Source organism: Nitrospira sp. Nam80 (assembly GCF_965152575.1).
In genome coordinates this window covers 610,284-636,237 of record NZ_OZ224216.1, presented here as the reverse complement: position 1 = coordinate 636,237, position 25,954 = coordinate 610,284, and the positions used below count along the sequence as shown (strand labels likewise).

At 59.0% G+C, this 25,954-nt stretch carries 25 protein-coding genes; 9 read left to right on the top strand and 16 right to left on the bottom strand.

What is annotated here, in order from left to right:
* Positions 1-15 precede the first annotated feature (15 nt).
* Complete coding sequence (locus ACWGXE_RS03045; RefSeq protein WP_447603858.1) at positions 16-204, top strand: F0F1 ATP synthase subunit gamma; 189 nt, start codon at positions 16-18, stop codon at positions 202-204.
* Here ACWGXE_RS03045 and ACWGXE_RS03040 read toward each other — a convergent pair.
* From ACWGXE_RS03040 to ACWGXE_RS03010, 7 genes are all read right to left on the bottom strand, one after another.
* Entirely contained in the window at positions 201-1,979 is a 1,779-nt protein-coding gene (locus tag ACWGXE_RS03040) for a response regulator (RefSeq protein WP_447601217.1), read from the bottom strand. The genes ACWGXE_RS03045 and ACWGXE_RS03040 overlap by 4 nt on opposite strands.
* An 18-nt stretch (positions 1,980-1,997) precedes the next feature.
* Positions 1,998-2,438 (bottom strand): response regulator, encoded by a 441-nt coding sequence (locus tag ACWGXE_RS03035; RefSeq protein ID WP_447601215.1) that lies wholly within the window; start codon positions 2,436-2,438, stop codon positions 1,998-2,000.
* Entirely contained in the window at positions 2,435-3,970 is a 1,536-nt protein-coding gene (locus tag ACWGXE_RS03030; RefSeq protein ID WP_447601213.1) for a sensor histidine kinase, read from the bottom strand. Before ACWGXE_RS03030 ends, ACWGXE_RS03035 begins: the two co-directional genes overlap by 4 nt.
* Before the next feature lie 178 nt (positions 3,971-4,148).
* Positions 4,149-4,823 (bottom strand): hypothetical protein, encoded by a 675-nt coding sequence (locus tag ACWGXE_RS03025; RefSeq protein ID WP_447601211.1) that lies wholly within the window; start codon positions 4,821-4,823, stop codon positions 4,149-4,151.
* 166 nt (positions 4,824-4,989) lie between these two features.
* Positions 4,990-5,622: a Maf family protein gene (locus ACWGXE_RS03020; RefSeq protein ID WP_447601209.1), complete on the bottom strand. Its 633-nt coding sequence runs from the start codon at positions 5,620-5,622 to the stop codon at positions 4,990-4,992.
* 8 nt (positions 5,623-5,630) lie between these two features.
* A complete protein-coding gene (locus tag ACWGXE_RS03015) occupies positions 5,631-6,794 on the bottom strand; it encodes a tRNA dihydrouridine synthase (RefSeq protein WP_447601207.1) in 1,164 nt (387 codons plus the stop codon).
* Positions 6,791-8,275 carry a multinuclear nonheme iron-dependent oxidase gene (locus tag ACWGXE_RS03010; RefSeq protein ID WP_447601206.1) on the bottom strand — a complete coding sequence of 495 codons (1,485 nt, stop codon included), beginning with the start codon at positions 8,273-8,275 and terminating at the stop codon, positions 6,791-6,793. The genes ACWGXE_RS03015 and ACWGXE_RS03010 overlap by 4 nt, the downstream gene beginning before the upstream one ends.
* A gap of 259 nt (positions 8,276-8,534) precedes the next feature.
* Here ACWGXE_RS03010 and ACWGXE_RS03005 point away from each other — a divergent pair, with 259 nt between their 5' ends.
* The 4 genes from ACWGXE_RS03005 to ACWGXE_RS02990 all read left to right on the top strand — a co-directional run bounded on the left by ACWGXE_RS03005 (position 8,535) and on the right by ACWGXE_RS02990 (position 12,081).
* Positions 8,535-9,245, top strand: coding sequence for a CBS domain-containing protein (locus ACWGXE_RS03005; RefSeq protein ID WP_447601204.1), 711 nt, complete (start codon positions 8,535-8,537; stop codon positions 9,243-9,245).
* A 110-nt stretch (positions 9,246-9,355) separates the two neighbouring features.
* The gene (locus tag ACWGXE_RS03000) at positions 9,356-10,411 is read left to right on the top strand and encodes an LOG family protein (RefSeq protein ID WP_447601202.1); all 1,056 of its coding nucleotides are present in this window, start codon (positions 9,356-9,358) and stop codon (positions 10,409-10,411) included.
* A gap of 83 nt (positions 10,412-10,494) precedes the next feature.
* Positions 10,495-11,349: a phosphoesterase gene (locus ACWGXE_RS02995; RefSeq protein WP_447601201.1), complete on the top strand. Its 855-nt coding sequence runs from the start codon at positions 10,495-10,497 to the stop codon at positions 11,347-11,349.
* A 30-nt stretch (positions 11,350-11,379) separates the two neighbouring features.
* Positions 11,380-12,081 carry a rhomboid family intramembrane serine protease gene (locus tag ACWGXE_RS02990; protein ID WP_447601199.1) on the top strand — a complete coding sequence of 234 codons (702 nt, stop codon included), beginning with the start codon at positions 11,380-11,382 and terminating at the stop codon, positions 12,079-12,081.
* Between the two features lie 16 nt (positions 12,082-12,097).
* Here the strand turns inward: ACWGXE_RS02990 and ACWGXE_RS02985 are convergent, their stop codons facing one another.
* Entirely contained in the window at positions 12,098-13,276 is a 1,179-nt protein-coding gene (locus ACWGXE_RS02985) for a 5-(carboxyamino)imidazole ribonucleotide synthase (protein ID WP_447601197.1), read from the bottom strand.
* A complete protein-coding gene (purE, locus tag ACWGXE_RS02980; protein ID WP_447601195.1) occupies positions 13,273-13,827 on the bottom strand; it encodes a 5-(carboxyamino)imidazole ribonucleotide mutase in 555 nt (184 codons plus the stop codon). The genes ACWGXE_RS02985 and purE overlap by 4 nt, the downstream gene beginning before the upstream one ends.
* Before the next feature lie 160 nt (positions 13,828-13,987).
* Here purE and ACWGXE_RS02975 point away from each other — a divergent pair, with 160 nt between their 5' ends.
* From ACWGXE_RS02975 to ACWGXE_RS02960, 4 genes are all read left to right on the top strand, one after another.
* Positions 13,988-15,424 carry an HlyD family secretion protein gene (locus tag ACWGXE_RS02975; RefSeq protein WP_447601193.1) on the top strand — a complete coding sequence of 479 codons (1,437 nt, stop codon included), beginning with the start codon at positions 13,988-13,990 and terminating at the stop codon, positions 15,422-15,424.
* 66 nt (positions 15,425-15,490) lie between these two features.
* Entirely contained in the window at positions 15,491-16,993 is a 1,503-nt protein-coding gene (locus ACWGXE_RS02970; RefSeq protein ID WP_447601192.1) for a TolC family protein, read from the top strand.
* A 122-nt stretch (positions 16,994-17,115) separates the two neighbouring features.
* Positions 17,116-18,786 (top strand): ATP-binding cassette domain-containing protein, encoded by a 1,671-nt coding sequence (locus tag ACWGXE_RS02965; protein ID WP_447601190.1) that lies wholly within the window; start codon positions 17,116-17,118, stop codon positions 18,784-18,786.
* A gap of 84 nt (positions 18,787-18,870) precedes the next feature.
* Positions 18,871-19,668, top strand: coding sequence for an MCP four helix bundle domain-containing protein (locus ACWGXE_RS02960; RefSeq protein ID WP_447601189.1), 798 nt, complete (start codon positions 18,871-18,873; stop codon positions 19,666-19,668).
* A gap of 20 nt (positions 19,669-19,688) precedes the next feature.
* Here the strand turns inward: ACWGXE_RS02960 and ACWGXE_RS02955 are convergent, their stop codons facing one another.
* From ACWGXE_RS02955 to ACWGXE_RS02925, 7 genes are all read right to left on the bottom strand, one after another.
* A complete protein-coding gene (locus tag ACWGXE_RS02955) occupies positions 19,689-20,396 on the bottom strand; it encodes a pseudouridine synthase (protein WP_447601187.1) in 708 nt (235 codons plus the stop codon).
* 175 nt (positions 20,397-20,571) lie between these two features.
* On the bottom strand, positions 20,572-21,504 hold the full coding sequence (gene speB, locus ACWGXE_RS02950) for an agmatinase (protein ID WP_447601185.1): 933 nt from the start codon (positions 21,502-21,504) through the stop codon (positions 20,572-20,574).
* 83 nt (positions 21,505-21,587) lie between these two features.
* Entirely contained in the window at positions 21,588-22,163 is a 576-nt protein-coding gene (locus ACWGXE_RS02945) for a pyruvoyl-dependent arginine decarboxylase (protein ID WP_447601184.1), read from the bottom strand.
* Positions 22,164-22,350: 187 nt separating this feature from the next.
* Positions 22,351-23,787, bottom strand: a complete 1,437-nt coding sequence (locus tag ACWGXE_RS02940; RefSeq protein ID WP_447601182.1) for an aldehyde dehydrogenase family protein — start codon at positions 23,785-23,787, stop codon at positions 22,351-22,353.
* A 21-nt stretch (positions 23,788-23,808) separates the two neighbouring features.
* Complete coding sequence (locus ACWGXE_RS02935) at positions 23,809-24,087, bottom strand: hypothetical protein (RefSeq protein WP_447601180.1); 279 nt, start codon at positions 24,085-24,087, stop codon at positions 23,809-23,811.
* Between the two features lie 43 nt (positions 24,088-24,130).
* Positions 24,131-24,796, bottom strand: a complete 666-nt coding sequence (locus ACWGXE_RS02930; protein ID WP_447601178.1) for a DsbA family protein — start codon at positions 24,794-24,796, stop codon at positions 24,131-24,133.
* Positions 24,793-25,896, bottom strand: coding sequence for a deoxyhypusine synthase family protein (locus tag ACWGXE_RS02925; RefSeq protein WP_447601177.1), 1,104 nt, complete (start codon positions 25,894-25,896; stop codon positions 24,793-24,795). Before ACWGXE_RS02925 ends, ACWGXE_RS02930 begins: the two co-directional genes overlap by 4 nt.
* Positions 25,897-25,954: the final 58 nt, after the last annotated feature.

Here is a 25,954-nt window from a genome sequence, read left to right as displayed (position 1 = left end):
TCCACGCTTGAGGAGGTGTTTTTCAGCTCGCTCATGACTGAAGATCTCGTCCGATTCCAACACATGGACCAAGCGATTCAACGACTGGAAAAAGACATCGGAGAATTAACCTTGAAGCGCAACCGGCTGCGCCAAGAAGAGATCACAGAGGAAATCGAAATGATTATGTTGAGTGCTGAAGCGCTCAGGAAAGGCTTAGATTAGATCCTGTCTCGTATTTTGGCCCTCTGAATGGCTTGATAGAGCTGGTCTGCGACCTTTTCTTTCGTGAGAAAGGCCGAGGCGCCGGCTTGGTGCATCGCGTCTTCCACTTGCTTCGCGCCGTTGACCGAGAGGCCGATGACGACGGTATTCGGATCTTCGCGCTTCACTCGGGATGTGGCTTGGATGCCGTCCAGCCTCGGCATGTTCACGTCCATGACAATGACATCGGGTTTCAGCACATGGGCGAGTTCCACCGCTTCCATCCCATCTTGCGCCTCACCGACGACTTGCAGATCATGATAACCCTCGAGAACGCTGCGCAGGCCTTGCCTGACCATGGCATGGTCATCCGCCAACAGAACGCGCACCTGCTTTTGGATTGCTGACTCCTGAATATTGAATTCTGAATGCAGAGCATTGGAATCGGAGAGAGCCTGGTCGTCCCCACCGGGCCCTCCCGGGCTCATCCTCCCTGCTTTCGCAGATAATTCGTCACTCAAACTTCTTAATTCAGTATTCGCCGCGGTTGCCGGCTCCTCCGGCGTGAGCGGTAGACTGAGCACGGCCTTGGTGCCGCGGCCGGGCACGGAATCCGTTTCCAACGTTCCGCCCATCACCTGCATCCGCTCCCGGATGCTGAACAATCCGAACTGCGCCGTCGGTCGGTCGGCCGCGGTCACGTCAAAACCTTGTCCTCGGTCCTCGACCACAATGCGGAGCACCTTCCCTTCCGCCATACACAGCGAGACGGTGGCCTGATCGGTTCCTGCGTGCTTGGAGACGTTCATCAGCAGCTCGCGCACCGATTGAAACAGCAAGACCGCTTGATCTTCCGGCAATGGGAGTGCGTCTTCCTCAATGGTGACCGTCACCGAGAGTCCGTGCGGCCGCATATGGTCCCCCAGCCAGATCAGCGCCGCGGGGAGACCGAACTCCCGCAGCACCGGAGGCGTGAGGTCGGCCACCAGTGTCCGCGTGTAGGTCAAGGCCTGCTTCAGCGCGTCTTGAGCCTGGAGCAACAGGTCGCTCGCCGGACCAGCCGCCATTTTTGGCTGAGCCTGGCTCAATTTTAAACGGGCCAGCACGAGGAGTTGCGCCAGATAGTCGTGCAGATCCGTCGCAAGCCGCCGGCGTTCGCGCTGTTCCGTCAAGACCAATTCCGAGGCCAGCGCACGCAATCGAGCCTGAGAATGGATCAGATCGGCGGTCCTGGTGATCACGCGAGACTCCAGCTCATTCGTAATCCGGCGCAATTCTTCTTCCACTCTGGTGCGATCGCGCAGTTCCCGCTCCAGCGACTCGTTCGCGATTTGCAGCTCGCTGGTCCGTTGCGCGATGCGCTGTTCCAACTCTCGATTGAGTCGTTCCAGCGCCTCCTGGGAGGCGGCATGCTCTTTGCGCAAGCGGGCTTGGCCCAGCACCTGCCGCACGGCTGATCCTATGCGGCCCAGCCGATCCTTCATGACATAGTCGTCCGCGCCTTCCCGCATCAAGGCCACCGCCTGTTCCTCTCCGATGGCGCGGGAGACCACGACGAACGGAACGCGCATCCCCCGCTGTTTCAACAGTTCAAGGGCACGGGCGGCGCTGAACGACGGCATGGCATTATCGGAAATGATCATATGCAACGGGCTATCCAAAGCGTCCAGGAATGCCGATTCAGTATCGACGCGACGCCAGTCCGGCTCGTACCCGTCTCGCTGCAATTGTCGAATAAGCAGTTCGGCGTCCGCCGGCTCGTCCTCCACGATCAGAATGCGAATCGACTCTCCCATGCGATCTCCCCGATGGCGCTAACTGTTCGGCGTTTCGTTCAACACCATCCAATACAACCCCAGCTGGCGCACCGCCTCGGTAAACTGCGGAAAATCCACCGGCTTTACGATGTAACTGTTCACGCCCAGCTTGTAACTGTCGACGATATCCCGCTCCTCGCGGGACGACGTAAGGACGATGACCGGGATCATGCTCGTGCGCGGATCACTTTTGCAGCGTTGCAACACTTCCAGTCCATCGACTTTGGGAAGTTTCAGGTCCAACAAAATCATCCTGGTCGCCGTACAGGGCGAGCGGTCCGCATACCGGCCGGTGCCGAAGAGACATTCCAACGCCTCTTCCCCGTCACGCGCCACATGGATCTTATTGCTGAGATTATTCTTTTTGAACGCCCGCAGCGTGAGTTCCACGTCCTCAGGATTATCCTCGACCAGCAGAATATCGACTCCGTTCATCATGATGCCGCGGTCCTTTCCACAGTAAAATAAAATGTTGCGCCCACGTTAACCTCTCCTTCGGCCCAGACCCTGCCTCCATGCCGATGGACAATGCGCTGGACGATGGCCAGCCCCACTCCGGTACCCTCAAATTCCTCTTTTCCATGGAGCCGCTGGAACACGCCGAACAACTTGTGCACGTATTTCATGTCGAATCCGACGCCGTTGTCCTTGACGGAGTAGACGCACATTCGATTTGACCGGTCGTCCGGGCGCCAACCCACTTCGATCCGTACATCGTCGCGATACTGACTGTACTTCAATGCATTGGACAGCAGATTCGTCCAGACCAATTTCAACAGACGCCGGTCCCCAAAACAAGACGGGAGATCGGCGACCGCGATGTTCGTGCGATGATCGTCTCGGTCCTTGCGGAGATCCGCCAACACGTCTTGGACCAGCGCGACCATGTTGACCGGTCCCCGTTGCAGCGCGTGGCGGCCCAGCCGGGAAAATTCGAGCAGGTCGTCGATGAGTTGGCCAGCTTGTTTCGCTCCTTTCGCAATTATGCCGAGACAGCGCAACAATTCCGGGTCCAGTTGGGCCGCATGGTCTTCCTCGATGATACGGACAAACGAATGGATGGTTCGGATCGGCGCGCGCAGATCATGCGACACGGAATAGCTGAACCCTTCCAACTCCTTATTCGCCTCTTCCAGCGCGACGGCGTGCTTCGTGAGCTGCTCATTGGCGACATGCAGATGTTCGGCCTGCTCTTGAAGCTGGGCCGTCTGCCGCCGGAGGATCTCATCCGCCCGCCGCTTTTCAGTCACATCCCGGGCAATACTGGAAATCCCGATCAGTCTTCCGCCGGCATCCTTGATCGGCGACATGGTCAGCGAAATCGGCACATCGGTTCCGTCTTTTCGGCGGCGCATCGTTTCGTGCTGTTCGATCCGCTCGCCTCGTTTCAGCCGTTCTATGATATGCGCCTCTTCATCTAAGCGATCGGGAGGGATGATGAGCGTAACGGACCGTCCGACCGCTTCATCCGCCGTAAACCCGAACATCGCCTCGGCGCCGCCATTCCAACTCGTTATCGTTGTTTCCAGCGATTTGCCGATAATCGCATCGTCGGAACTTTCCACAATGGCCGCGAGTCTCGCCTGCGCTTTCTGCGCGACCCTCAATCGCTCGTCAAAAGCCGAGGCTCGCGCCAGCACCGCCGCAAGGGTCCACATGAGGGCGATCCCGATCACACGATTGTACGAGGCGATCCAGGGATCCATGCCAGGCGGCGAGAGGAACCATCCGAGGATCGTCAACGCCGTACAGACCGCGGCGATGGTAAAGATGGCCTTGGAAGAAACCCGGAGGCGGGAGACATACCAGATGGGAACGATATACAGCGCCCAGACGGAAATACCGAGCGCCGAGATGAGGTCGAGCCAGAAGATGATCAGGATGCCGGAGGAAACCGAGAGGAAGTGAGCAAGACGGACGACAGGGCGATCCACCTCTCGCAAAATATCGGTTGCGGATCTGATGTCCATCGTACCAGCGGGCGAAGCCCCGGCTTCCTGTACTGACCCAAGGGAAAACATCGCCGCGGCGGCCGGCTATCTGAATTGTGTGAGAGGCCGCGGCATCGCGACCGTTCCTGCAAGAGGCGACTGCAGCCCCAAGCCTTGCGTCTCAGGCTGCCGAATCAAATCCGGGGCACATGTCGGGTTACCTGACTTTGGACAAGTCGGCGTCGAATCGGATCTCTTGCCCGTCCTGAAGAGTCACTACGACGACGGTTTTCGCATTGGGATCGAAACTATCGTACGCAAAACGGGCGGTGAATCGGGATCGATAGCCGGGGCCTTCGCCGTCATTCTTTCTACCCCGGTCGGCCGGGCTGATGTCGATCGGCCGGATGTTTTTTCCCTTCTGCTGAAACACAAGGTCCGCCTTTTCGGCGAAGTATTCATCATCTCCGCAAAGCTGCACTTCCACTTCCATATTCGGCATATCGATGACTTTTTGAATGAATTCTTCCGGCATGCGGATGTCTTTTTTTTGCTTTTTGGATTCCGCCGCTTCCTGGCGGCCGAACGCCTCCAGCCGGTAGCGCTTGGTCCGCAGGATCGCGCTCGCGCCGCATGGTTCCTTCTCCGGATCGGCTCCCACCCGGGTGGCCAGCGAAGCCTGCTGCAACACTTTCTTCACGTCTTCCGGCGTGCTCGCCTTTTCCATCGGCGCGCGGCCGGCTTCCAATGCCTTCTTGGCCTCTTCGATTGATAATTGGACATCGATGGCCCCGGCAGGCTGCCGTGATACGACGATCATCGCGACCAGACACAATGCCACGCTCACCGGCATGAGCCGGCTTTGCTTGTTTGCTCCGACAACACCATGCATGAGGACCTCCTCGGACATTACGCCGGATAATGGGCCGCATTGTAAGGGATGACCCACCCCTTTTCAATCTTGCGCGATGCCGCGTCTCGGATTGCGACAATCGCGATCAACCGTCCACGTTCGGACAGAGCGCAATCCGGGCGCCGATCATGTCGGCCTGTTGTGGTTAAGGTCCGAAGCGGTGCCAGTTTGGATAAGGCCGCGTGCGATACAACGTCTCCACATCGACCAACGGGCCAAGTCCGCGAGCGGCGAGCAATGAAGCCAAGAGGCGCAGCGGCAGGCCGACTGCCGCCGTAAAATCACCATCGATCCGTTCGATCAAGTCACCGGCGGCGCCTTGAATGGAATAGGCGCCGGCCTTGCCCATACTTTCCCCGGTCTGCAAGTAGGCCGCCAACCGCTCGTCGTCCCATCGTGTCATGAGGACGCGCACCATGTCCGCCGCGATATCTCGGATCCCCTGACGTTCGCATACCACCGCGACCGCGGTCCAAATCCGATGCTCCTTGCCCATCAGGCGACGCAGGATTGCCTCGGCGTCTGCGCGATCATGAGGTTTCCCGATGACTTCATCACCCAGTGCGATGACCGTGTCGCTTCCGACGATCAGATCTTCGGGACACGACGGCCCGCATGAGAGGGCCTTATTCAACGCGAATTCCTTGGCCTGCGCTTCCGCCGGACGGCGGGCATCCAATCGTTCGATGAACGACGGGGCGCAGACTTCGAATGGACGCCCGAGCAAGGCGAGCAACTCTTTCCGACGGGGAGAAGTCGAGGCAAGAATGAGTCGCATGCGTGGGATCAGGCGGGAAGGCCGGCGGAACAGGATCGCTCGGTGAGAGTGGCCACGAAATCGCAGCCGAAGAACTCCGTCATCGTCGTTTCCACATCACGCACACTGGAGGCGCGGAACATGCGGGCTCGCATGGCCGCGGCATGGGGAAACCCTTTGCAGTACCATCCAAGATGCTTGCGCATCCGCTGGAACTGCTCGGGCCCGCCGAGTTTCTCGAATTGCCTGGCATGGTCCAGCATGACGGCGAACCGTTCGCGGACATCCGGCTCATCAACCAGGTCCCTTGTCGGCTCCGCTTCTCCGCCTGCCTGCTCTACGGCAGCCTTACGAACCAATTCCTTCCGTCGGAAGAACCAGGGCGAGCCGAGTGTGGCACGTCCGACCAGCACGCCCTGCACACCGCTCTCACGCACGCGCCGGATTGCGTCTTCCATGCTGCGCACATCCCCGTTGCCGAGGATCACCGTATCCGTACCCCGCGCGAGTTCGGCGGCGGCCGCAATGGCGCTCCAGTCGGCTTCACCCCGATACATCTGCGCCAGCGTACGGCCATGGATCGTGATGGCTGCCGGCCGTTCCTCCAGCAGGTGTCCGATCCATCGATCGATGACTACGGCATCGCAGCCAAGGCGCGTCTTCACCGACCAGGGGAGCGGGCGGCGGCCGATCATCGGAACGCTGCCTCGCTCTTCATTCATGCGCCGTATGGCTTCGCTTCGCGATCGTTTCAACCCTGCGGACTCCAGCGATTGTCCCGCGGCCCAATCCTGAATCCCCTGCTTCACCGCTCGAATAATGGCTTGGGCCAGTTCCGGGGTCTTGATCAATGCGGCCCCGGAACCGGACGAGGCGACATTGCGCGACGGGCAACCCATATTAATATCCAATCCGTCGAAGCCCAACTCGCACACCAGATGAGCTGCTTGATAAAACAGGAGCGGCTCCTTGCCGTAGATCTGCGCGACGATCGGCCGTTCGACTTCGCTGTAGACCAAAGAACCCAAAAGATACTCGGGTCCGCGGCTGATATCGCTGACATGGGTAAATTCCGTAAACGTCACGTCGGGAGGGCCTTGCGTCGCGACGATGCGCCGAAACGTGGCGTCCGTGACTCCGTCCATCGGCGCCAATCCAATGATCGGCCGTGGAAGCGTGGACCAGAAACTCACGTCGTGATCTCCTCGAAGCCGGCCCGGCGATTCGCCGCGTCATAGGCAGCCCGCAACTCTTCCGCCTCTTTCGAAGCCACGGCAACGGCATCGGGCATGATGGTCGCCACGAACTCCACAAAGTATTCGACCTTTAATAAAAAGAAGTCATAGGGAGCCGGTGCGGGGCGAGGCCGGCTAAACCAGAAGGCCACAAAGTCATTCATATCTACATGGCTCTGAAAGATCACCTCAAAAGTCCGGGGAAACATATCGTGCAACTCACCGCCCCAGTGCAGAATTTCATAGGGAAGGTAGACCTGCCGATAATAAGCCAACCCTTCCTGTTGATCCCCGGGCTCGAGAATTGGGCGCCGAGATTCAATCCCCTCCCGACCGGTCACGACCGCGGCATACTGCGCATAGTCTTGAGCGAGCGCGGTCTTTCGCTCTTGTGAGGCAAACAACTGATATGCCGCGTCGCTTCTTGAATCGACTGCACGAGCCATAGTTCCGGTGGAGGACGTTTCCGAGAATAGTCCGGCTGCGATCGATCCAAACCGGCTACGAAAGTCTTGGTACTCGGATATGACAAGCGAAATGTCTTTGGTATCAACCTCAAGCGCGATTCCTTTCAAATTGACAAAGCGCCCGGTGCTCAATACCTGTTCCAAGAGATCAAACAACAAGGCCGGGATCGGGGCTCCATGAGCATCGATCCATCTCGGCAGCATGCCTGCCGGTTTTTCGTGGTCGCCGACGTCCGATTCACATGGATGCGGCGCCAAACCTGCCACATGGATTTCAACGACTCGTTCCAAGGGGAAACCGGCTAAAAACTCGCCGACATAGCGTTCGACTGAGTGATATCTCCAGGCGCCCGTGTAACGATACACGGTCCAAAGATGGCCAATATCGAGGACCAGGCCGCAGGCCGTGCGGCCCACAATTTTCGAAAAAAATTCAGGAATGGGTAGAGCGCCGCAGGAGAAATAGGTGAGCGGCGGCATTTCCAGGAGCAAGAGCGGTGATTGAAGGCCGCAACCTGAAAAATCACGATCCAGTTGCCGCTGCAATATCGCCGCATTCTCGGCGACAACCAGGGCGCCGGATTCGGTATATAAAGGAGGTAGATAAGTCCCGAACGAGCGGCCTGCCATCTGTTTCGCCGCGCATTCGATATTGAGCCAGCCGCTCCGGATGGTACGAAGCTGAGCGCAGACCTCCGGCACCAAGGACGCGGGGCCTTTTCTCGAAGAAAAGTCCGGCTGGGTAATCCAGAGGCCTTCACCGTGGTAGGCCAGCCGGCGATCTGGGAGGCGATCCCGGATCAGCGCTAAGGCCGGGATCGCCGCTTGGAAGATCTCATAGTAATCCGCTGCGAGGCCACGGCGGCGCAGCGCCGTATCGAGTTCGACGAGATCCGGAGTATACACGTCGACCGACAGGCCCAAGCCGTGCGGCGCGATCAATCCGCCACGTTCTTCGAATTCACTTTGCACATCCGCCATCTTGGACTAATTTTGACCTACCATACGAGTCGATTGCTTGTGTAGTCTATTCGGCTGCGCTAAGGTTTGACAAGGCCGTAGGGCTGAAGGAGGCGCCGTGTCCTATCTGGTATACTTCGTTACAATGCGTTGGCTGGTGAGCGAGACCGGCAGCTTCTCTCGCGGCGGAGCCAAGCGCTGAGCCATGAGCAAGGTCGCTTACATGCCGCGTGGCACAATGCCTCATTCTTCACTTTCTATGGTGGCGCATATGATGACGCCGGGCGTCGTTCAAATCCCGGGTGATGTGTCGGTCAGCGAGGCGGCACTCGTGATGGAACGGGAGCATATCCCTTGCCTTCTCGTCAAGGACAGCGACGTCAGTTTCGGCATTATGACTTCCGCGGACATTGTGACGAAAGTCGTCGCGCATGGGCTTGAGCCACACGATACCGCCGTGCGCTCCATCATGTCCCAGCCGGTCCATTCGATCGAATATGATCAGGCTACGGAGGAGGCCACCAGCCTGATGGCGTCTACCGGAGCTTCACTCCTGATCGTGACCAAGCAGAATCAGCCCGTAGGGATTCTCACGGCCCGCGATGTGATGTTGGCGGCCAAGCGCTGCGACACCTGCCTGGACGCCACGCTTCGGGTGGGCGACGGGGACGGGAAAGGCGCCAAACACGCAGCCGTCATCAAACAGTTGAGCCCCATCGGCGCCTTGGTGGAAAGCAGCACGGTATTGCTGCCCGGCACCGGCGTCATCCTGAATTTTTCTCTCGGCGGTATTCCGACGCCGTTTTCTGTGCGCGGCACGATCGTGAACAGCGGATACGAACCGCAGCCCTTGGTGGACGGGGAGGCCGGCTCTCTGGCGTCCGCTCTCGATATTCAGTTCGCGCCGCTTCCGTCCGCGGAAGAAGCCAAAATCCGAGCCTGGGTACTCCAGCATTCATCGCGGACGACCGACCTCACCTAGCCCGCTTCTGTATGACCCATGCGGGCTGATCGTTGCAGAGCCGTTTTGACCTCACTTTCCCTCACTGGTAGAATTTTAGCTCGGAAACGCCCACATTGGAGGGAACCTGTATGAAAACCGTGCCGTCCCGCAATCGGCCCGCTCCTACCAAAGACGAACTTCTCAGCCAAGTGAAACTCCTCCTGGACCGTCCCGATGACGACGTGCAAGCCGCGCTCGTCAAGGAAATGCTCAGCGGAATTCTCCGCCTGTTGGATACCCAGTTGGACTTGCTGGACCTCAAGATCGTCAACCGGGCCCTGAAGGAACTGCGCCACGCGTTTCGGGTGTTCCGCGGGTACCGGGACCGCGCCAAAATCAGCGTATTCGGCTCCGCGCGGACCAGCCCGGACGATGCTAATTATCAGATGGCCTTCACCTTCGCCCGCCGGATGGTCGAGGAAGGGTACATGATGATCACGGGCGGCGCGGACGGCATCATGCGCGCCGCACAGGAGGGAGCGGGCCGCGAACATAGCTTCGGGGTCAATATCATGCTGCCGTTCGAACAGGGCGCCAATGCCATCATTGCCGACGATCCGAAACTCGTCACGTTCAAATACTTCTTTACGCGGAAGTTGATGTTTCAAAAAGAATCCCATGCGATCGCTCTCTTTCCCGGCGGGTTCGGTACCCATGACGAAGGATTCGAGATCCTGACGCTGGTCCAGACGGGCAAAAGCGACCCTAAGCCCATCGTGTGCCTCCAGGCGCCGACCTGCGATTACTGGGATCATTGGTACTCCTTCATCACGGAACAATTGCTCGAGCGTCGCTTGATCAACCGGGAAGACTTGAGCCTGTTTAAGATCGTGCGCGACGTTGAAGAAGCAGTGGAAGAAATCCGGACCTTTTACAGTCGCTACCATTCGATCCGCTTCGTGGGCCGGCAACTGACCATCCGGATCAAGCATCCGCTTTCTGACCGGCAACTGGACAATTTGCAGAGCGAGTTTAAGGATCTGTTAACGGAGGGCGCCTTCGAACAGCGGGGACCGCTTCCTGAGGAGCTCGACGAACCGGCGCTGAAAGACCTGTCGCGCGTCGTGTTTTCGTTCAACCGGCGCAGCGCTGGACGGTTGCGGCAGTTGATCGATCATTTGAATCAGCTTCCTGACGCAGCCTGACGGTCCGGCTGTTTCCCACGCCGCGGCTTTTTCATCACGCTTCCGCCTTTAGTCCGCGCCGTCGCTCGTGCTATGCTGGGCCGATGACCGCCGCAAGATGCCGCCGGATTTTCCCCGACCCGCCCACGCTCGTGCTCTACCACGCCGAATGCGCCGACGGGTTCGGAGCAGCCTGGGCCATTTGGAAACGGTATCCGGCTTCTCGATTCGTGGCGGTCAAACACGGCGAACCACCGCCGGTAGACGTAGGCGGAGAGCGAATCGTCATCGTTGACTTCAGCTATCCGCGCTCGGTGCTTGAACGCCTCGCCAAAGAAGCGACGAGCCTGCTGGTTCTCGATCATCACATCACGGCCGAGCAAGCCCTGTCCGATCTGCCCTACGCCTACTTCGATCAGACACGATCCGGGGCGGTTCTGGCCTGGCAATGGGCGCACGACGAACCGGTCCCTTGGCTGCTGCAATATATCGAGGACAAGGATCTCTGGCATTGGAAGCTGCCCGCCAGCCGGGAGATCAGCGCGGCGCTGGCCTCCTATCCGTATGATTTTGACCTGTGGAACTCGTTCAACGAGCGTGAGTTGGAGCGGGAAGGCCGCGCGATCCTCCGCTACGAAAACGAGTTGGTGACCAAACTCGCCGCCCACTCGCGCCTTGTCAGCTTCGAGGGCGCCGTCGTGCCTGCCGTACAGAGCGCGATTCTCACGAGCCAGATCGGCGAACGCCTGTCCGCGACTCATCCGTTTTGCATCATCTGGCATGATCGCAACGGTCGGCGTTATTACAGCATGCGATCGCGGGAAGACGGCACGGATGTGGGGGCGATTGCTTCGTCGTTCGGTGGAGGCGGCCACACACACGCGGCCGGGTTTTCAATTCCGTTGCAGGCGGATGGGTCTCTTCCGGACAATCCGAGGCTCCCGCACCTCGTCACATAACTGCACCGGCATCTTGCACTCTATGTCCCGATGCTGCCGCTGAACGACGACAACCCCACCGAAATCACCCCGGTCGTCACGATCAGTTTCATCGTGGCCTGCGTGGTGATCTTTTTCTACCAGAGTTCGCTGCCGCCCCGTCTCGGGGAACTATTCGTCTTCCAATACGGAGCGATCCCAGCCCTGCTGTTCGGCCACGCGGTTCCGCCGAGCGAATGGGCCCCGACTCCTCCCGCCGCCACGTTGCTGACGAGCATGTTTTTGCACGGCAGTTGGATGCATCTCTTCGGCAATATGCTGTACCTGTGGATATTCGGCAATAATATTGAAGACGTGATGGGACACGGCAAATTCATCCTCTTCTATATTGCATGCGGCATTCTTGCGGCGCTGACCCACGCGGTGACGGATCCCGCTTCCGCCATGCCGATGGTGGGAGCAAGCGGCGCCATCTCGGGGATTTTAGGAGCCTACCTCCTGTTGTTCCCCCGAGCGCGGGTGCTCCTGCTGGCACCGCTCATCGGGACGGCCTATGTGCCGGCCGGTTTTGTCCTGGGATTCTGGTTTGTCATGCAGGTCTTAAGCGGCGGCGCAAGCTTGGGATCGCAAGGAGGCGGAGTCGCATTCTTCGCGCATGTGGGCGGATTCATCGCCGGGATGGCCTTGATCGGGTTTTTCAAACGTCCGGATGTCCGCTATTTTGCGCCGGCCCGGCATACCCATTGGCGCTGATGTTTACACGGACGTCTTACGGCTGCTTCAAGGAGAGGGCCGCAGAGCGAGCCAAGTGGGCACAAAACGTATCGGCTTGAGCGACGGCAATCTCTCGCGAGGAAGCGAGAAAGGTGAGATGGCCCATTTTCCGTCTCGCGCGGACCGTCCGTTTCCCATAGAGGTGCAGCACCGCCCCCGGCACAGCGAGAAGCTCCCTTAGCTCCGGCTCCGCCCGCACTCTCTCCACCTCATCTCCGATAAGATTGATCATCGCGGCGGGACTCAACAAACGGACCTCCCCCAGCGGCAATCCGCACACGGCTCGAACCTGCTGTTCGAATTGAGACACCGTGCAAGCATCGAGCGTGTAATGACCGGAGTTATGAGGTCGAGGCGCCACTTCATTGATGAAGAGCCCGCCGTCCCCCATCAGGAACAGCTCCAGGCAAAACAGGCCGACACCCTCCAGGGCCGACACGAGCCGCTCCGCCAGGGCCGTCGCCCTCGCCGCCACGCCGCGGGACAGGTCGGCTGGAACCGTTGTTTGCCGCAGGATGCCGTCCTCGTGGCGATTCTCCACCAGCGGATAGACTCGTATGTCGCCGCCGGCGCCTCGAACCACCAGCAGCGAAAGCTCTCGTTCGAAATCGAGAAACTGTTCAACGACCCATCGCGAGCCCGGACGCGCGGTCGCGCGCAACTCGGCTTCAGCCAGACGGAGGTTCTTTTCGTCGGCGATCTTCCATTGTCCTTTGCCATCATACCCGGAAGTAGCGGTTTTGCAGATGCAGGGATAGTGCAGATTCCCGACAGTTTGGGCCAGTTGTTCCGGTGAGGTCATCACCCTGAAGGCCGGGACGGGGAACCCATGAGCCTGGAGAAAGCTCTTCTGTTCAACGCGGTCCTGGATTACCCGCAGAATCCGCGCGGCCGGTCGGACCGGCTTCCGTTCTTCCAACCGCTCGCAGAGCCGGATCGGGATATTCTCCCATTCGTATGTCACGACGCTGACCAGGTTCGTGAATCGCTCGTACGTGACCTCATCATCGAATGCGGAAGGAAAGGAATGATCGGCCCATCGATGGGCCGGTGCATCGCGGTCCGGATCCCAGACCGCCACTCGGTAACCCATCCTTCGAGCCGCCGCAGCGAACATGGCCCCCAGTTGCCCGCCGCCGAGCATTCCCACGACCTGTTCAGGAGCAACGATCACAACTTGTGACTCTTCCGCGCTGATCCGGTAGAGAGGAAAGGGGGAGACAGGCGGGAATCATCCTGCTGCTCGAGCACCGTCCGGGTTTGCGTTTCGCGGAACACGACAAGACGCTTGCGAATGTCTTCATGGCTCAATGCCAGAATCTGGGCGGCCAAAAGCGCGGCGTTCTCGGCTCCGCCGATCGCCACCGTGGCAACCGGGATCCCGCGCGGCATCTGGACGATCGAGAGCAAGGAGTCGAGCCCGCGGAGTTGCTCGGTCGGAATGGGCACGCCGATGATCGGCACATGCGTCTTCGCCGCCAGCATGCCGGGGAGATGGGCGGCGCCCCCCGCTCCGGCGATGATGACCTGCACGCCGCGATCCGGAGCCTGTTCGGCATAGGCAAACAAGCGATCGGGCGTGCGATGGGCCGACACCACCAGTAATTCATTGGCGATTCCGAGTTCATTTAGTAACCCGACTGCCTTCTCCAGGACAGGGAAGTCGGATTTGCTCCCTCCTACTACGCCGACCAAAGGCCGTCCCATTCGGCTCGTATCCGTCATGTCTCTCCCATTGTAGACTGTACGTGGCGGTGAACTTAGACCTTCTCCACCCATGGGTCAAGCGGGATTGCGGACGCAAGCGGACATTCAATTGACCGCCCTCACGGAAATGACTATGATAGATTCGCTTCTTCGCCGAGACACTTTGCTGGAGGGGCGCGTGCAACGGCTTGGCGACGGTTTGAGGACGAAAGTGAAATCCCTCGTCAGCCAGCCGTCCGGGCTGGATGAGATCGCGGTGGACGATCTCGCCACATCGAGCAAGCTCCGGTCGTGGGAAGCGGTCCAAATCCCCGAACGCCTGCGCTTTTCTTCGCGTCTTGCCATTAAGCTCGTTCTGCTGTTCGCCTTGATCATCGCCTTTGTGCCCTGGACGCAGACCATCACGGTCACCGGCCAGCTGTCCGCCTACACACCTTATGAACGCCCGCAGGACGTGGAAGCGCAGATCACCGGGCGGATCAAGAAATGGCACATTCTGGAAGGCGTGCGCGTCAAGCAGGGAGATATCATCCTCGAATTGGATGACTATGATCCGAATTACATGGCACCCGATCTGCTGGCGTTTCTCGAGCAACGAAAAAAGGCGCTGGAAGACAATCGCAAAGCCGCCCTCGCGCGCGCCGATCAGTTGGACAAACGTATCAAGGAAATGCAAAACCTCGTCAAGGCGGCGGTTCCATCGGCAGGCGCCAAGGTGCAGGAAGCGGACAATAAGATCCGGGAAGCCCGCCAGAAGGTTGAAGCGGCGCAAATCGCGGTCGCGACCGCCGAACTCAACGTAGACCGCCACCGGCAGCTGGCCGAACAGGGGCTGGTCTCGCAACGCGAACTGGAGGTCAGCATCCAGGGCGCAATCGCGACCAAAGCAGATCTCAGCGCAGCTCAAGCGAATCTGAAGGGGGCCGAGCAGGCAATGAAGTCCCTGAGCTTCGGACGCGAGCAGGTCAACGCGGAAGTGCTCCAACGGCTGCTCGACGCGGAAGCCGCCCGCGAAGGCGCCTTTGCCGAGGCCGCGCGCGCAGCGGATCAATTGGCGGATGTGTCGCTTCGCCAATCCAACGCGACCCAGCGGAGAATGGCCGGCCGGATTCTGGCCCCGACCGACGGCACCGTCGTGCGCATGTCTCAAGCCGGCGTCGGCGAGACGGTTCGCCCCGGAGAAAAGCTCGTCCGAATCTCGCCGACCAGCGGGGACAAAGCGATTGAAATGGTGGCGGACGGCCTGGATGCGCCGTTGCTGAACGTGGGTCGCAAAGTGCGCATTCTCTTTTATGGGATTCCGGCCATTCCCCTGCCCGCCTGGCCGGAACTCATGGCCGGGACCTATGGCGGTGTCATTAAAGTCATCGACCAAGTCGATGACGGCAAGGGGAACTTCCGTTTCTGGGTCGTGCCGGATCCTGAGGAGCGCCCTTGGCCACCGCAAGAACATGTTCGCCAGGGGACCAAGGCCATGGGGTGGGTCATTCTCAACCGTGTGCCGCTCTGGTACGAACTCTGGCGACGGTTCAACCTGTTCCCGCCCGATTACCAGGAACGACCGCCGAGCTTGATCGATACGCTCTTGCCCAAAGCAGGGCGAGGGGCGAAGTAATCGCCTGTCGGCGACGGGTATCCCGCTGTTCCAACATATCTCCAGCAATCAGAAAGGATGGTGTCTATGAGGAGAATGGTGTGTCTCGCCCTGTGCATGGGCGTCACGTTCATGTTGTGGCAAGGAGCACCGGCTCATGCCGCCGCGGCAGACGAATCGAGAACCAGAGGCCTCCCGCCGATTCCCCTTTCCGTGAACGAAGTCTTAGCCTGGATCGACCGCTCGCACCCCTTATTGAAAGGAGCGGGGACGGAAAAGATAGCGGCCCGCGGCAAGATGTTGAAAGCGCTGGGCGCCTTTGAGCCGATCTTAATCAACGATACGGAGATCGAGCGATTTATTCCCAGCACCGGAACACAGGAAACGAGATCGGTCGGTTTCAACGATACGCTGATCGAAGCCAGACACCCCTGGGGCTTCCGAGGCAGCGCGGGAATTCGTGAAGTCATCAACGGCCCGGCCAGAATTCCCGACTTGGGTTTCAATAACGGAAACAATCAAGTGCTGGTGGGCGGATTCTTCCCCTTGCTCCGCGGCCTGATGATCAATCCCGAGAATGCCGAGCTGCAACGATCCGAGTTGGCGGACCCGCGGGCGGAAGTGAAAATCGCGCAGACCCGCCAAGATCTCTTTCTTGCGGCGGCCACGCAGTTCTGGGATTGGGTTGCCGCGGTGAAGTATGCCGATGTGCAACGGCGCGCCATGACCGTGGCCGATGACCGGTATAAGCAGGTCGAAGGCCGCGCCAAAGCGGGCGCCGTCGCACCCTTGGACGTGGTGGAAGCGGGACAGGAAGTCCAGCGACGCCGCGAGGTCTACATCGCCGCCCAGCGGGCCGTCGAGCAGGAGCAGTACAAGCTCTCGATGTTTTTATGGGAAAACCATGCGCCGACCATGCCTCAACTGGAACGCGCACCGGACTTTCCTCCGCAGTCGGCGAGTCTCAATGCGGAGATGGTGTCGGCCGACAAACGCCAGGCTAAAATGGACCGGCCAGAGATCCGGGAAATCGACATTGAAGCCAAGGTCAACAATATCGATCTGGAACTCGCCAAGAATAATCTCTTGCCGAGCTTGGATGCGGAAGCCGCTCCGGCCCGCAATCCCGAGAAGTTCGTCCTCGGCCTCGGCTATCGGTTTGGGCTGGAACTGAAGATCCCGATCCTCCAACGCCGCAGCCGGGGCGAAGTCCTGGAAGCCCAAGCCCAAGCCGATCGGTTGGTCTTGGTGCAGAAATTCCGGGAACAGCAGGTCGTGGTGGATGTCGATAATGCCTTTTCCGCCATCGAACGGGCAAAGGAACGGGTCGCCGTCGCCACGGAGTCACTGAAAATGGCCAAGACCTTGGAGGATGGCGAACGATTCCGATTCTCGCTCGGCGCGACGAGTGTGTTGTTCGTCAATCTTCGCGAGCGAAACTCCGTCGATTCGGAAATCCATTTGGTGCGCGCAAAAGCGGACTATCAAAAAGCCCTGGCCTTGTACCAGTGGGCAAGAGGAACATGGGCCAAAGCCATGCCCGCCGCAGTCCCGGTGAATTATCGAATCGGCACTAACGTGTCCAAATAGTGGTATTTTCCATGTCGCTCTGATAGGGTTGATGGGTCGGGTCAGACCACTCGCCCTGCCCGTTTTTTTGGCCTTGCTTAGCCCGCGAATGAAGCGGGCGCGAGCGTCGCTTGGCATGAGACATGGCACAAACGGCACCCGATAGTCCTCCTTCAAATCTTTTTCAGGCGGGCCTTGGCTTTGTCGGCCTTCTTTTCCGGCTTGAACGGCATGTCCTGGGATTGATCTTTTCCTATTCGATTGCCATCGGGTTATTTTCGCTCATCGTTCCTTTGACGGTACAAGAACTGGTCAACACGTTCGCCTTCGCGATCCAGCCCATCACGATCGTCACGCTCGCCGTGATCATGATCTTGGCCCTGTTACTGGTCGGCGCATTCCGCGCGCTTCAATACTATGCCGTCGATGTGCTGCAGCGCCGGCTGTTCGCCCGGGTCGCCATTGCGATGACGCAGCAGCTGCCGCGGCTGCGTTTCCATGGCTTCAAACCTCGCTACGCCAATTTGTTCGCCGAAACCATCTTTATGCAGCGGGCCGTCTCCGTCCTCCTAATCGATTTCATCAACGTCATCGTCGGCGGGTTCGTGGGCATGACCATCCTCGTGTTCTACCATCCGTATTTCTTGCTCTATAACGCGGTGCTGCTGGCCGGCTTCAATATTGTATTCTTTCTCTTGAACCAGGGAGGGTTAAAAGCGGATTTGAGCATGTCCCACGCCAAATACGACATGCTCCATTGGCTGCAAGAAATCTCCTACAACCTATTGCACTTCAAATCGACGGATAGCCAATCGTTGTTGATCAATAAGACCGACCAGCTGATCGACACCTATCTGGAGACCCGTCGATCGAGATTCGCGGTGCTGCTCCGCCAATACATCGGATCCCTTGGATGGCAGGCGCTCGCGCACGGCGGACTGATTGCGACGGCGGGATGGCTGCTCGGCATCGGCCAGTTGACGCTCGGTCAATTTGTCGCGGCCGAGGTCGTGGTCAGCGGCATCCTGATCAACTTCGACGGGATCGTCAAACGCATGGGACACATTTATTATTTCATGACGGCCTTGAACGAACTGAACTTTTTTTTCTCGCTGCCGAAAGATCAGGATGCAGCCACCTTATCCTTGTCTCTTCCGGACCCGACCGTCCATGGGATCAGAGTAACATGCAAGGACCTCACATTTGCGCCGGCCGGGATTTCGCCTATCTTTGAGAACTTCAACCTGGAAGTGACTCCGGGGGAGAAAATCGCCATCTATGCAGGCTCTGCGATGGCGAAGACCACGCTGGCGCGGATGCTAGGCGGGCTTGAGTCGCCGACTTCCGGCGTCATTCGTTACAACGGCGTCGATCTCCGGCACCTCAATCTGGATGCCTTGAACCGATATCGGGGGTACATCCTCGATACCCAATTGTCGTTGTTCGAAGGTACGCTGGAAGAAAATATCGTCCTTGGCCGCTCCTATGTCCCGTACAGCGACGTCCAATGGGCGTTGCGCTTTGCCGAGCTGGAGGAAGAGGTGGACTCCCTGCCCCAAGGTCTGAAGACAGACGTGCGTTCATCGGGAAAGGTTTTTGCCCCGACCCATATTCTCCGCATTCTCGTAGCCCGCGCGATACTGGGGCGCCCGCAATTGCTTATTTTTGACGGTTTCCTCCATAACATGCAGCCCGCCATGCGCGAGACGATCCTGAGACGGGTCTGCAGCAAGGAAGAGCCTTGGTCGGTGATTTTCGTCTCCAATGATCCGAACCTTTCTCCCCATGTGGACCGGCGGATTATTCTGGATTGAGGCCGATTTCTTTCTCCCGTACCATTCTGATACACTAATTGGGCCTCTGGATCCGCCCGGTTGGGCAGCATTGAGGAACTTTCCGTGGAACTCGCATCGCGATTTCGGTTCACCTGGCCGCGCACGCCTCAACTCATCATCAGCCTGTTGATCGCGGGGCTCGGCTGGATCAGCGGCCAAGCATTGAGCCAGATCGATCAGGACCTCCGAATCATCCACACCGAATATACCCTCGGCGCGGCCGACATCGCCCATATCTCCGCCGACGCCATGCGCTATCGCAATATCATCATCCGGTCGCTGGAAGCGGAAAGCAAGAAGGAGTTCGAACGGATCACGGAGTCACTGCCCGCGCAGCGGGCCAGAATTCAACATGCGGTCGATCGCTATGCCGCCGCCAGCCTGCGCGTATCCCGAAGCGGCCGCAGCGAGGAAAAGGATATCCAAGCCGTTCGCGAGAGCCTCGACCAATACTTCCACGCCGCGAGCAAGACGATCCAATTGCTCAATCAGGAGTGGAACGCGACATCCCCGTCGGAGCGAGCCGAGCTGCGCCGCAAAGCCGAAATCCATGCAGCCGACAATGCGGGCCCGAAGATCATTCAGATCAGCCTTGCGTTGGACCGTTTATTGGAGACGGTGGCTGAAGTCGCCAAGGACATGCGGGATGAAGGGACAAGGACGATTCGAACGACCAGCGCGATCTTGGTCGGAGGAAGTTTCTTCATCGCCCTGCTGAACCTGTTTTTATCACGCCAATCCTCTCAATCCGGTTCGGAACCGCGCATGATCCGTTCGGAGCCGGTTCGCGCCGAACCGGCTCCGCGTTCGGCGGGAGCCGCGGCGGGTCCATCCCCCGCGCTCAGGCTGACGAACGAATAGATCGTAGTACGATCACCACATCATACTTGCTCCCCCTTCCTTCCCAACGCGGCGAATAGCCCATTGCGCTCGTCATCCCGCAAATCGTTCCACTTCCCCGGTTCAAGCCCCTCTATGGTCACATGCATGATCCGGACGCGATGGAGAGCCGTCACCCTATAGCCAAGACTCCGGCACATACGCCTAATCTGCCGGTTCCGTCCTTCCGTCAGCACAATGCTGAACCGCTTGGGGCCAAGCCGGTGCAATCGGCACGGGCGTGTCTTCTTCCCAAGAATCAACACGCCGGCCGCCATCTGCGCCAAAAAGGCCCGGTCAAAATCACGATCGGTTTCGACATGGTATTCCCGCTCATGGCCGTGCTCCACACGCAGGATGGCATTGACGATATCGCCGTCGTTCGTCAGGAGAATCAGCCCGGATGAATCCTTGTCCAACCGGCCGATCGGGAAGATGCGGGCCGGATGCCCAATCTCGTCAATGATGTTTCGGCGGACATGGGACTCGCTGGTCGTCGTCACCCCCACAGGCTTGTGGTACTTAATATAAACCGGCGTATTGCCCCATTCGATAATCTGCCCGTCGCGGGCGACGACATCATGGCGGCCCACCTGATCACCCAGCTGCGCAGTTCGTCCGTTGATGGTGACCCGGCCGTCCTGGATCAGGCGGTCTGCTTCACGCCGGGAACAAATGCCTTGCTGGGTGAAAAATTTGTTGATGCGCATGGTTGTTGTGCACCGAATAGACCAGCACAACGTTCCTAATGAGGCAGGCCAAGAAAGTCGGATTCTGGGATGCAGTGATTTCGCAAGGTAGGCACTTCACCAAATGACGACATCACCAACTCGCACTTTGACGCGTCACATCACGAGCAATCAGCCGGCCGCCCTTCGACGCGCCTCAGTGGACCCGGCGGCCCATACGAATCCGGCCCAACATCCGATAAATCAATCGCGCGATACTGAATTGCGGAGCCACGAATCCTTCGATAGGGGCGATCTCGCTGATATCCATGCCGACGATGCCGGGTCCATGCGCCAGGGCCGTCACCAGCGCCAACGTATCGTACCATCCCAGCCCGCCGGGTTCCGGCGTGCCGAGCGCCGGAACCAGTGACGCATCGAGGCCGTCGCAATCGAACGTGAGATACACGGGTCCGGTGCAGGCCGCGACGACCTCCGGCACCCATCGAGAGGCTTTGCCTTCATAAGGGCCGGACGGATCGAGAATACGCGCAGCAAAAAAGGTCGCGATCCTGCTATCGCGTTGAATCCGTTCCACCTCTTCCGCGCTGATCGATCGTATGCCCACTTGCACAAGCCGGAGGCCGTCGTCCACGACCCGGGCCATGACACTCGCATGACTATAGGGATTGCCTTGGTACGCGTGGCGGAGATCTCCGTGCGCATCGATTTGTACGACGCACATCCCTGGATAGCGGGCCGCATGAGCCCGGATCGCTCCCAAGGCGCCGGTATGTTCGCCGGTGAGCGTGACAATGAATCGGCCGTTGCCGACATGGGGATGGACGAACTCATGAATCGCTTCGACCGCGGCCGCATCGACACGTCCCTGCAAGTCGAGCGAGTCCGCCGTCGCCACACCGCCCCACTCGCGATAGGGTTCCGTGCCCAGCGTTTCGTCGTAGAGCTCGACCTGGTGGGAAGCCTCAAGGATAGCGGACGGACCGTGATCAGACCCTAACACATAGCTCGATGAGTGCTCATATGGAGCCGGCAAGACATATACACCGGCCTGTTGCGGATCACACCACGGTTCGTCGATGCCGAGGAAATTATCGTCCTGGCCGAGCCAGCCGGCGGGAAGAGACATGGCTAAACGTAAAAAGTAAAAAGTTAGAAGTACGGAGTGAGGAATTATAGATAGACTGAGCTATAGCATTATTATAGAGCACATTAAGAACGGCGGCGCGCGCTTTTCGGAAGATTTTCTGATGGAATGAACACGGCCAGCGCCACCACCGTCGTCCATCGATTGGGCCGGCCGATCGCAGATTGCGTGATGTTCAACGTGCGCACGATTTTGCCGCCCATCTTGAACACCTGCTCGCGTTCCTTCCAGGCCACATTGGGATCGAATTCGACACCCAAAGTCGTGGCCAGCATCTGAGCGGCCAGATCCTCGGTGTATTCGCCGGATTCCTCGTCGGTTTCGCCGTAGGCATGATGCTCGGAAAGATACCCATACGTGTGGCGGTCGGTGGGAATCGCCAGCCCGATCGAAGCGGAAATGAGCCGGTTGCGCTCATTGGTATCGGAGCGGGCCATGACGCAAAAGGTAATTTCTCCCGGATGGAGCAGGCCTTCCCCGCGCTTGCGAGGAATGATTTTGCAATTCGGCGGCAGGATGGATGAGACGCTGACGAGATTACAGTACGCAACACCGGCGCTGCGCAGGGCCTGCTCGAAAGACGCCAACTTCTCTTTGTGCACACCGACGCCCCTCGTGAGAAACATATGTGTTGGCACCATCGTTCCATTCTCCCTTCAACACCACAATCCAACGCCACATGCGTCGCTTTCGCCGATACACAAGCGCGCGCGCCGACACAAAACCAATTGACACGGGCCGCAGTTGTATCAAGTTTACGGCGCATCCGCAATATGCTCGCGGGATTTTTTTGGCAGGCGCTTCCGTGACGACGACTCTTCCGTTCCGCTATGAAGATGGCCGTCGAAGGTTCAGCACCAACAGGCGGGGTTCGGTCATTTCTTCGATGGCATATTTAACGCCTTCGCGCCCCATGCCGGAATCTTTCACGCCGCCATAGGGCATATGGTCGGCACGAAATGTGGGGATGTCGTTCGCCAGCACGGCGCCGACTTCCAGATCGCGAAACGCCGAAAAAATCCGATTGATGTCCTGAGTAAAGACTCCCGCCTGCAGGCCGTAAGGTGAATTATTGAGCAGAGCCAGCGCCTGCTCAAACTTGGCATAGGGCGTCACGGTGACGAGCGGGCCGAAGATTTCCTCGCAGGATACTTTCATCGTCGCATTCACATGAGTCAAGACGGTCGCGTCCAACACGGAACCGGTGCGGGTTGCGCCCGCCAATACCGTGGCTCCCTGCGCCACCGCTTCCTTGATCCAACTTTCTACCCGCTCCGTCGCCCCGGGGTTGATCAGCGGACCGACGACGGTCGCCTCATCGAACGGGTCCCCCGACTTCAGTTGGGACACCAGCGCCAACAGCTTGGCGGTGAAGGCCTCGACAATCGATTCATGCACGAGAATGCGCTGCACCGAAATACACGTTTGCCCCGCATAGGCAAAGCCGCCGGTGGCGCAGCGTTGCGCAGCCAAGTCCACATCCGCATCCGGTTCTATGATGACGCCGGCATTGCCGCCGAGTTCGAGCACGACCTTTTTCTTTCCGGATTTGCCTTTCAGCATCCACCCAACTTGCGCGCTGCCGGTGAAACTTAACAGCTTGAAGCGGGCATCGGCGACCAGCCGCCCCGCCATGTCGTTCCCGCAGGGGATGATATTCAAGGCGCCGGCTGGAAGACCGGCTTCCAACGCCAGCTCGCCGAGGAAGAGCGCCGTCAGCGGCGTCTGGGGGGCCGGCTTGATCAGAATGGCGTTCCCGGCCGCAAGCGCCGGGGCTACCTTATGAGCGACAAGATTGATCGGAAAATTAAACGGCGTAATCCCGAGGATGGCTCCAAGCGGAAACCGGCGTGTGACGCCCCAGTAGGCCTCTGTTCCCGGCGTCCAATCGAGAGGCACCACTTCTCCGCCAATTCGTTTGGCTTCTTCCGCCGCAACGGTAAAGGTCTGGACCGCACGCCCCACCTCTCGGCGGGCATCGGTGATAGGCTTCCCCGCTTCCTCCGCCATGATCCGAGCACAGTCGTCCCGGCGCGCCTGCAGCAGATCGGCAATCTTATGCAGCAGCGCCGAACGGGCGTGGCTTGGCTGATTCCGCATCAGCCGGGCGCCTTCGATGGTTGATTGAATCGCGGCTTCTATCTCGCCGGAACCAGCCTGGCACACCTCGGCCAGGAGGCGACCGTCAAACGGATTGAAGATCTTCGCTGTGGTTGCGGTGTGCTGCCATCGGCCGGCGCTGAGAAATGGTCGGGCCGTTGCCACGGAGGGGTCTCCAGTCGGAATCTAAGTAGCGCTTTCGATGGGCGCCTCGACAACCGTCGCCGGTTGCGGAGATTCAGACGATTGCTGAGCCGATTGTGCTCTGGCGATCAACTCGTCCGTTCCCCAGTCGCGAACCGCGTCCAAGGTAAAGGCTTCGTAAGTGGAAACGCCATGGCATGTGGGACAGTCGGGCATGGGGACCTTGCGAAAGAACACTTCATTGAGACAGGACATGCATACCCAAAGGTCCGGCTCTCCTTGCTTCGTCGAAACATCCCAGAAAGCCTGTTTAGCGCTCATCGGTAGCACCTCTTGCTTGGAGTGGACTCGTGTATGGGGCCTATCATTTCGGTTTCGTAGCGCTTCTCCCGGAACCTTCCAGCAGGCGATCGATTTCTTCGGCGAAAGACTCGAAGGGAAATGCGCCGGGAATCGCGATCGCCGGATCCTTAGTCGTGGGCTGCTGCGCAGATCGCATGATGACGAATCCCGGCGTGCCCCGAAATCCCCATGAATTCGCCTCTTGGCGATCTTGGAAAATCGCCCCGACGTGGCGGCCGTCGCGAAGACATTGAGAAAAGCCCTTCTGATCGAGCCCGATAGCCTTGGCATGCTGAAGAAACAATTCCTGATCCAACCGCGCACGCTCCGCGAAGAGCCGGTCATGCATCGGCCAGTATGCCCCTTGATCGCCCGCGCATCGGGCGGCCACCGCCGCATCCAACCCTGGTCCCTGATCGGCGCGCGGATAATCCTTATAGAGAAATCGCACTTTGCCGGTCTCGACGTAGCGGGATTGAATGCGCGGCCACGTTTCCTTGAAGAACTTCAAGCAGTAGCCGCAGGTAAAATCCGAATATTCGATCATCGTGACCGGAGCATCGAGTTGGCCCCGCACGCGTTGATCGATCGTGACGGAGGTGTTCGCGGCGGCGACGTGACCCGCAAAGACCAGCAGGAGGCTGCAAGACAGGAGCGCACGGAGGTAACCGGCAAGCAGGATCGTCATGTGGCGTTATGTTTCGCCTTGGCCCGTTCAAGCAAACCCATGAGCAGCAGCGGCCACACCACCGTGGCGTCGCTCAACACTTCGGAGAATCTTCCGCCTTCCGCCGGCGACACGAATTTTCCCCACGAGATCCCTTCCTGGTAGGTACAGCCGCTCAGGCCTCCCCAATAGTCCGGTTCCGGGCAGATGCGCACGCCGTAGTAAAACCGTGGCGGTTTGACGTTTAGGCCCAATCGGCTATTGCCGATCTCGATGTATGGAGCGACTTGCTGCGCCCAGTTGCGAGGGACCCCGCCGCCAATCGTGAAGATCCCCAGGCGCTTCGCCGCCAAAATGTCCTCGGTATAGGCATGGAGATCGAGATAGGGGTTAAATGTGGGACAGGTTCGGTGGAGCGCTTTCAAGACGCCGAGGTCGCCTTCCCCTTTGGCCGCGGTTCTAGCCGCATCGATGTTGCGGCCCATGGCCCAGGTGCCGACATCCAAGCCCACTTCGGAATCGGTGAACGCGGGAATATAAACAGGGACATTCTTCAAATACGCGCTTTTCAGGATACCGGTCCCGTCATATTCTTCCGCAAGCGTTTTGCCGAGTTCACGCGTCAATCGGGAAGAGGAGAGCGGTTGGTCGGTATCGACTCGCTTGAGGGTTTGAGATACGACATGCTCGACATAATTCAGGTTGGCTTCCATTTCGAGCGTGTCATACACCCGGTTATAGCCTTTTCGGAACAAGTCTTCGTCCGGCGTCCCGTGCGGATGGCGGTAATGCACTTTTCCGACCGATTCGGTGAGGCCGTGGGCAATCAGCGCTCCCGTGGATACGATGACATGCACCATGCCGCGATCGATCATCGTGCTGATGATCTTGCCCATCTTGGCAATCGTCATCGCACCTGAAAGTGTGAGCACCACCTTGCACTCGGGGTCCTCGATCATGGCCGACAGCGTTTCGAAGGCTTCGCCGACGCGACGGCCACCGAAGGCGGTCTTCCGCATGGCGCTCAGCAACTCTCCGAAGCTATGGATATTCTCCGGATCGAGGGGCTCCAGCGCTTCCAGCCCATCCTTCGCTCCGTCATGAAATTCTCGTGCAGCCATGATCATAATCTTTCGTTCCGAACCGACCGAACGATTCTTTTATACACAACCGACCCGA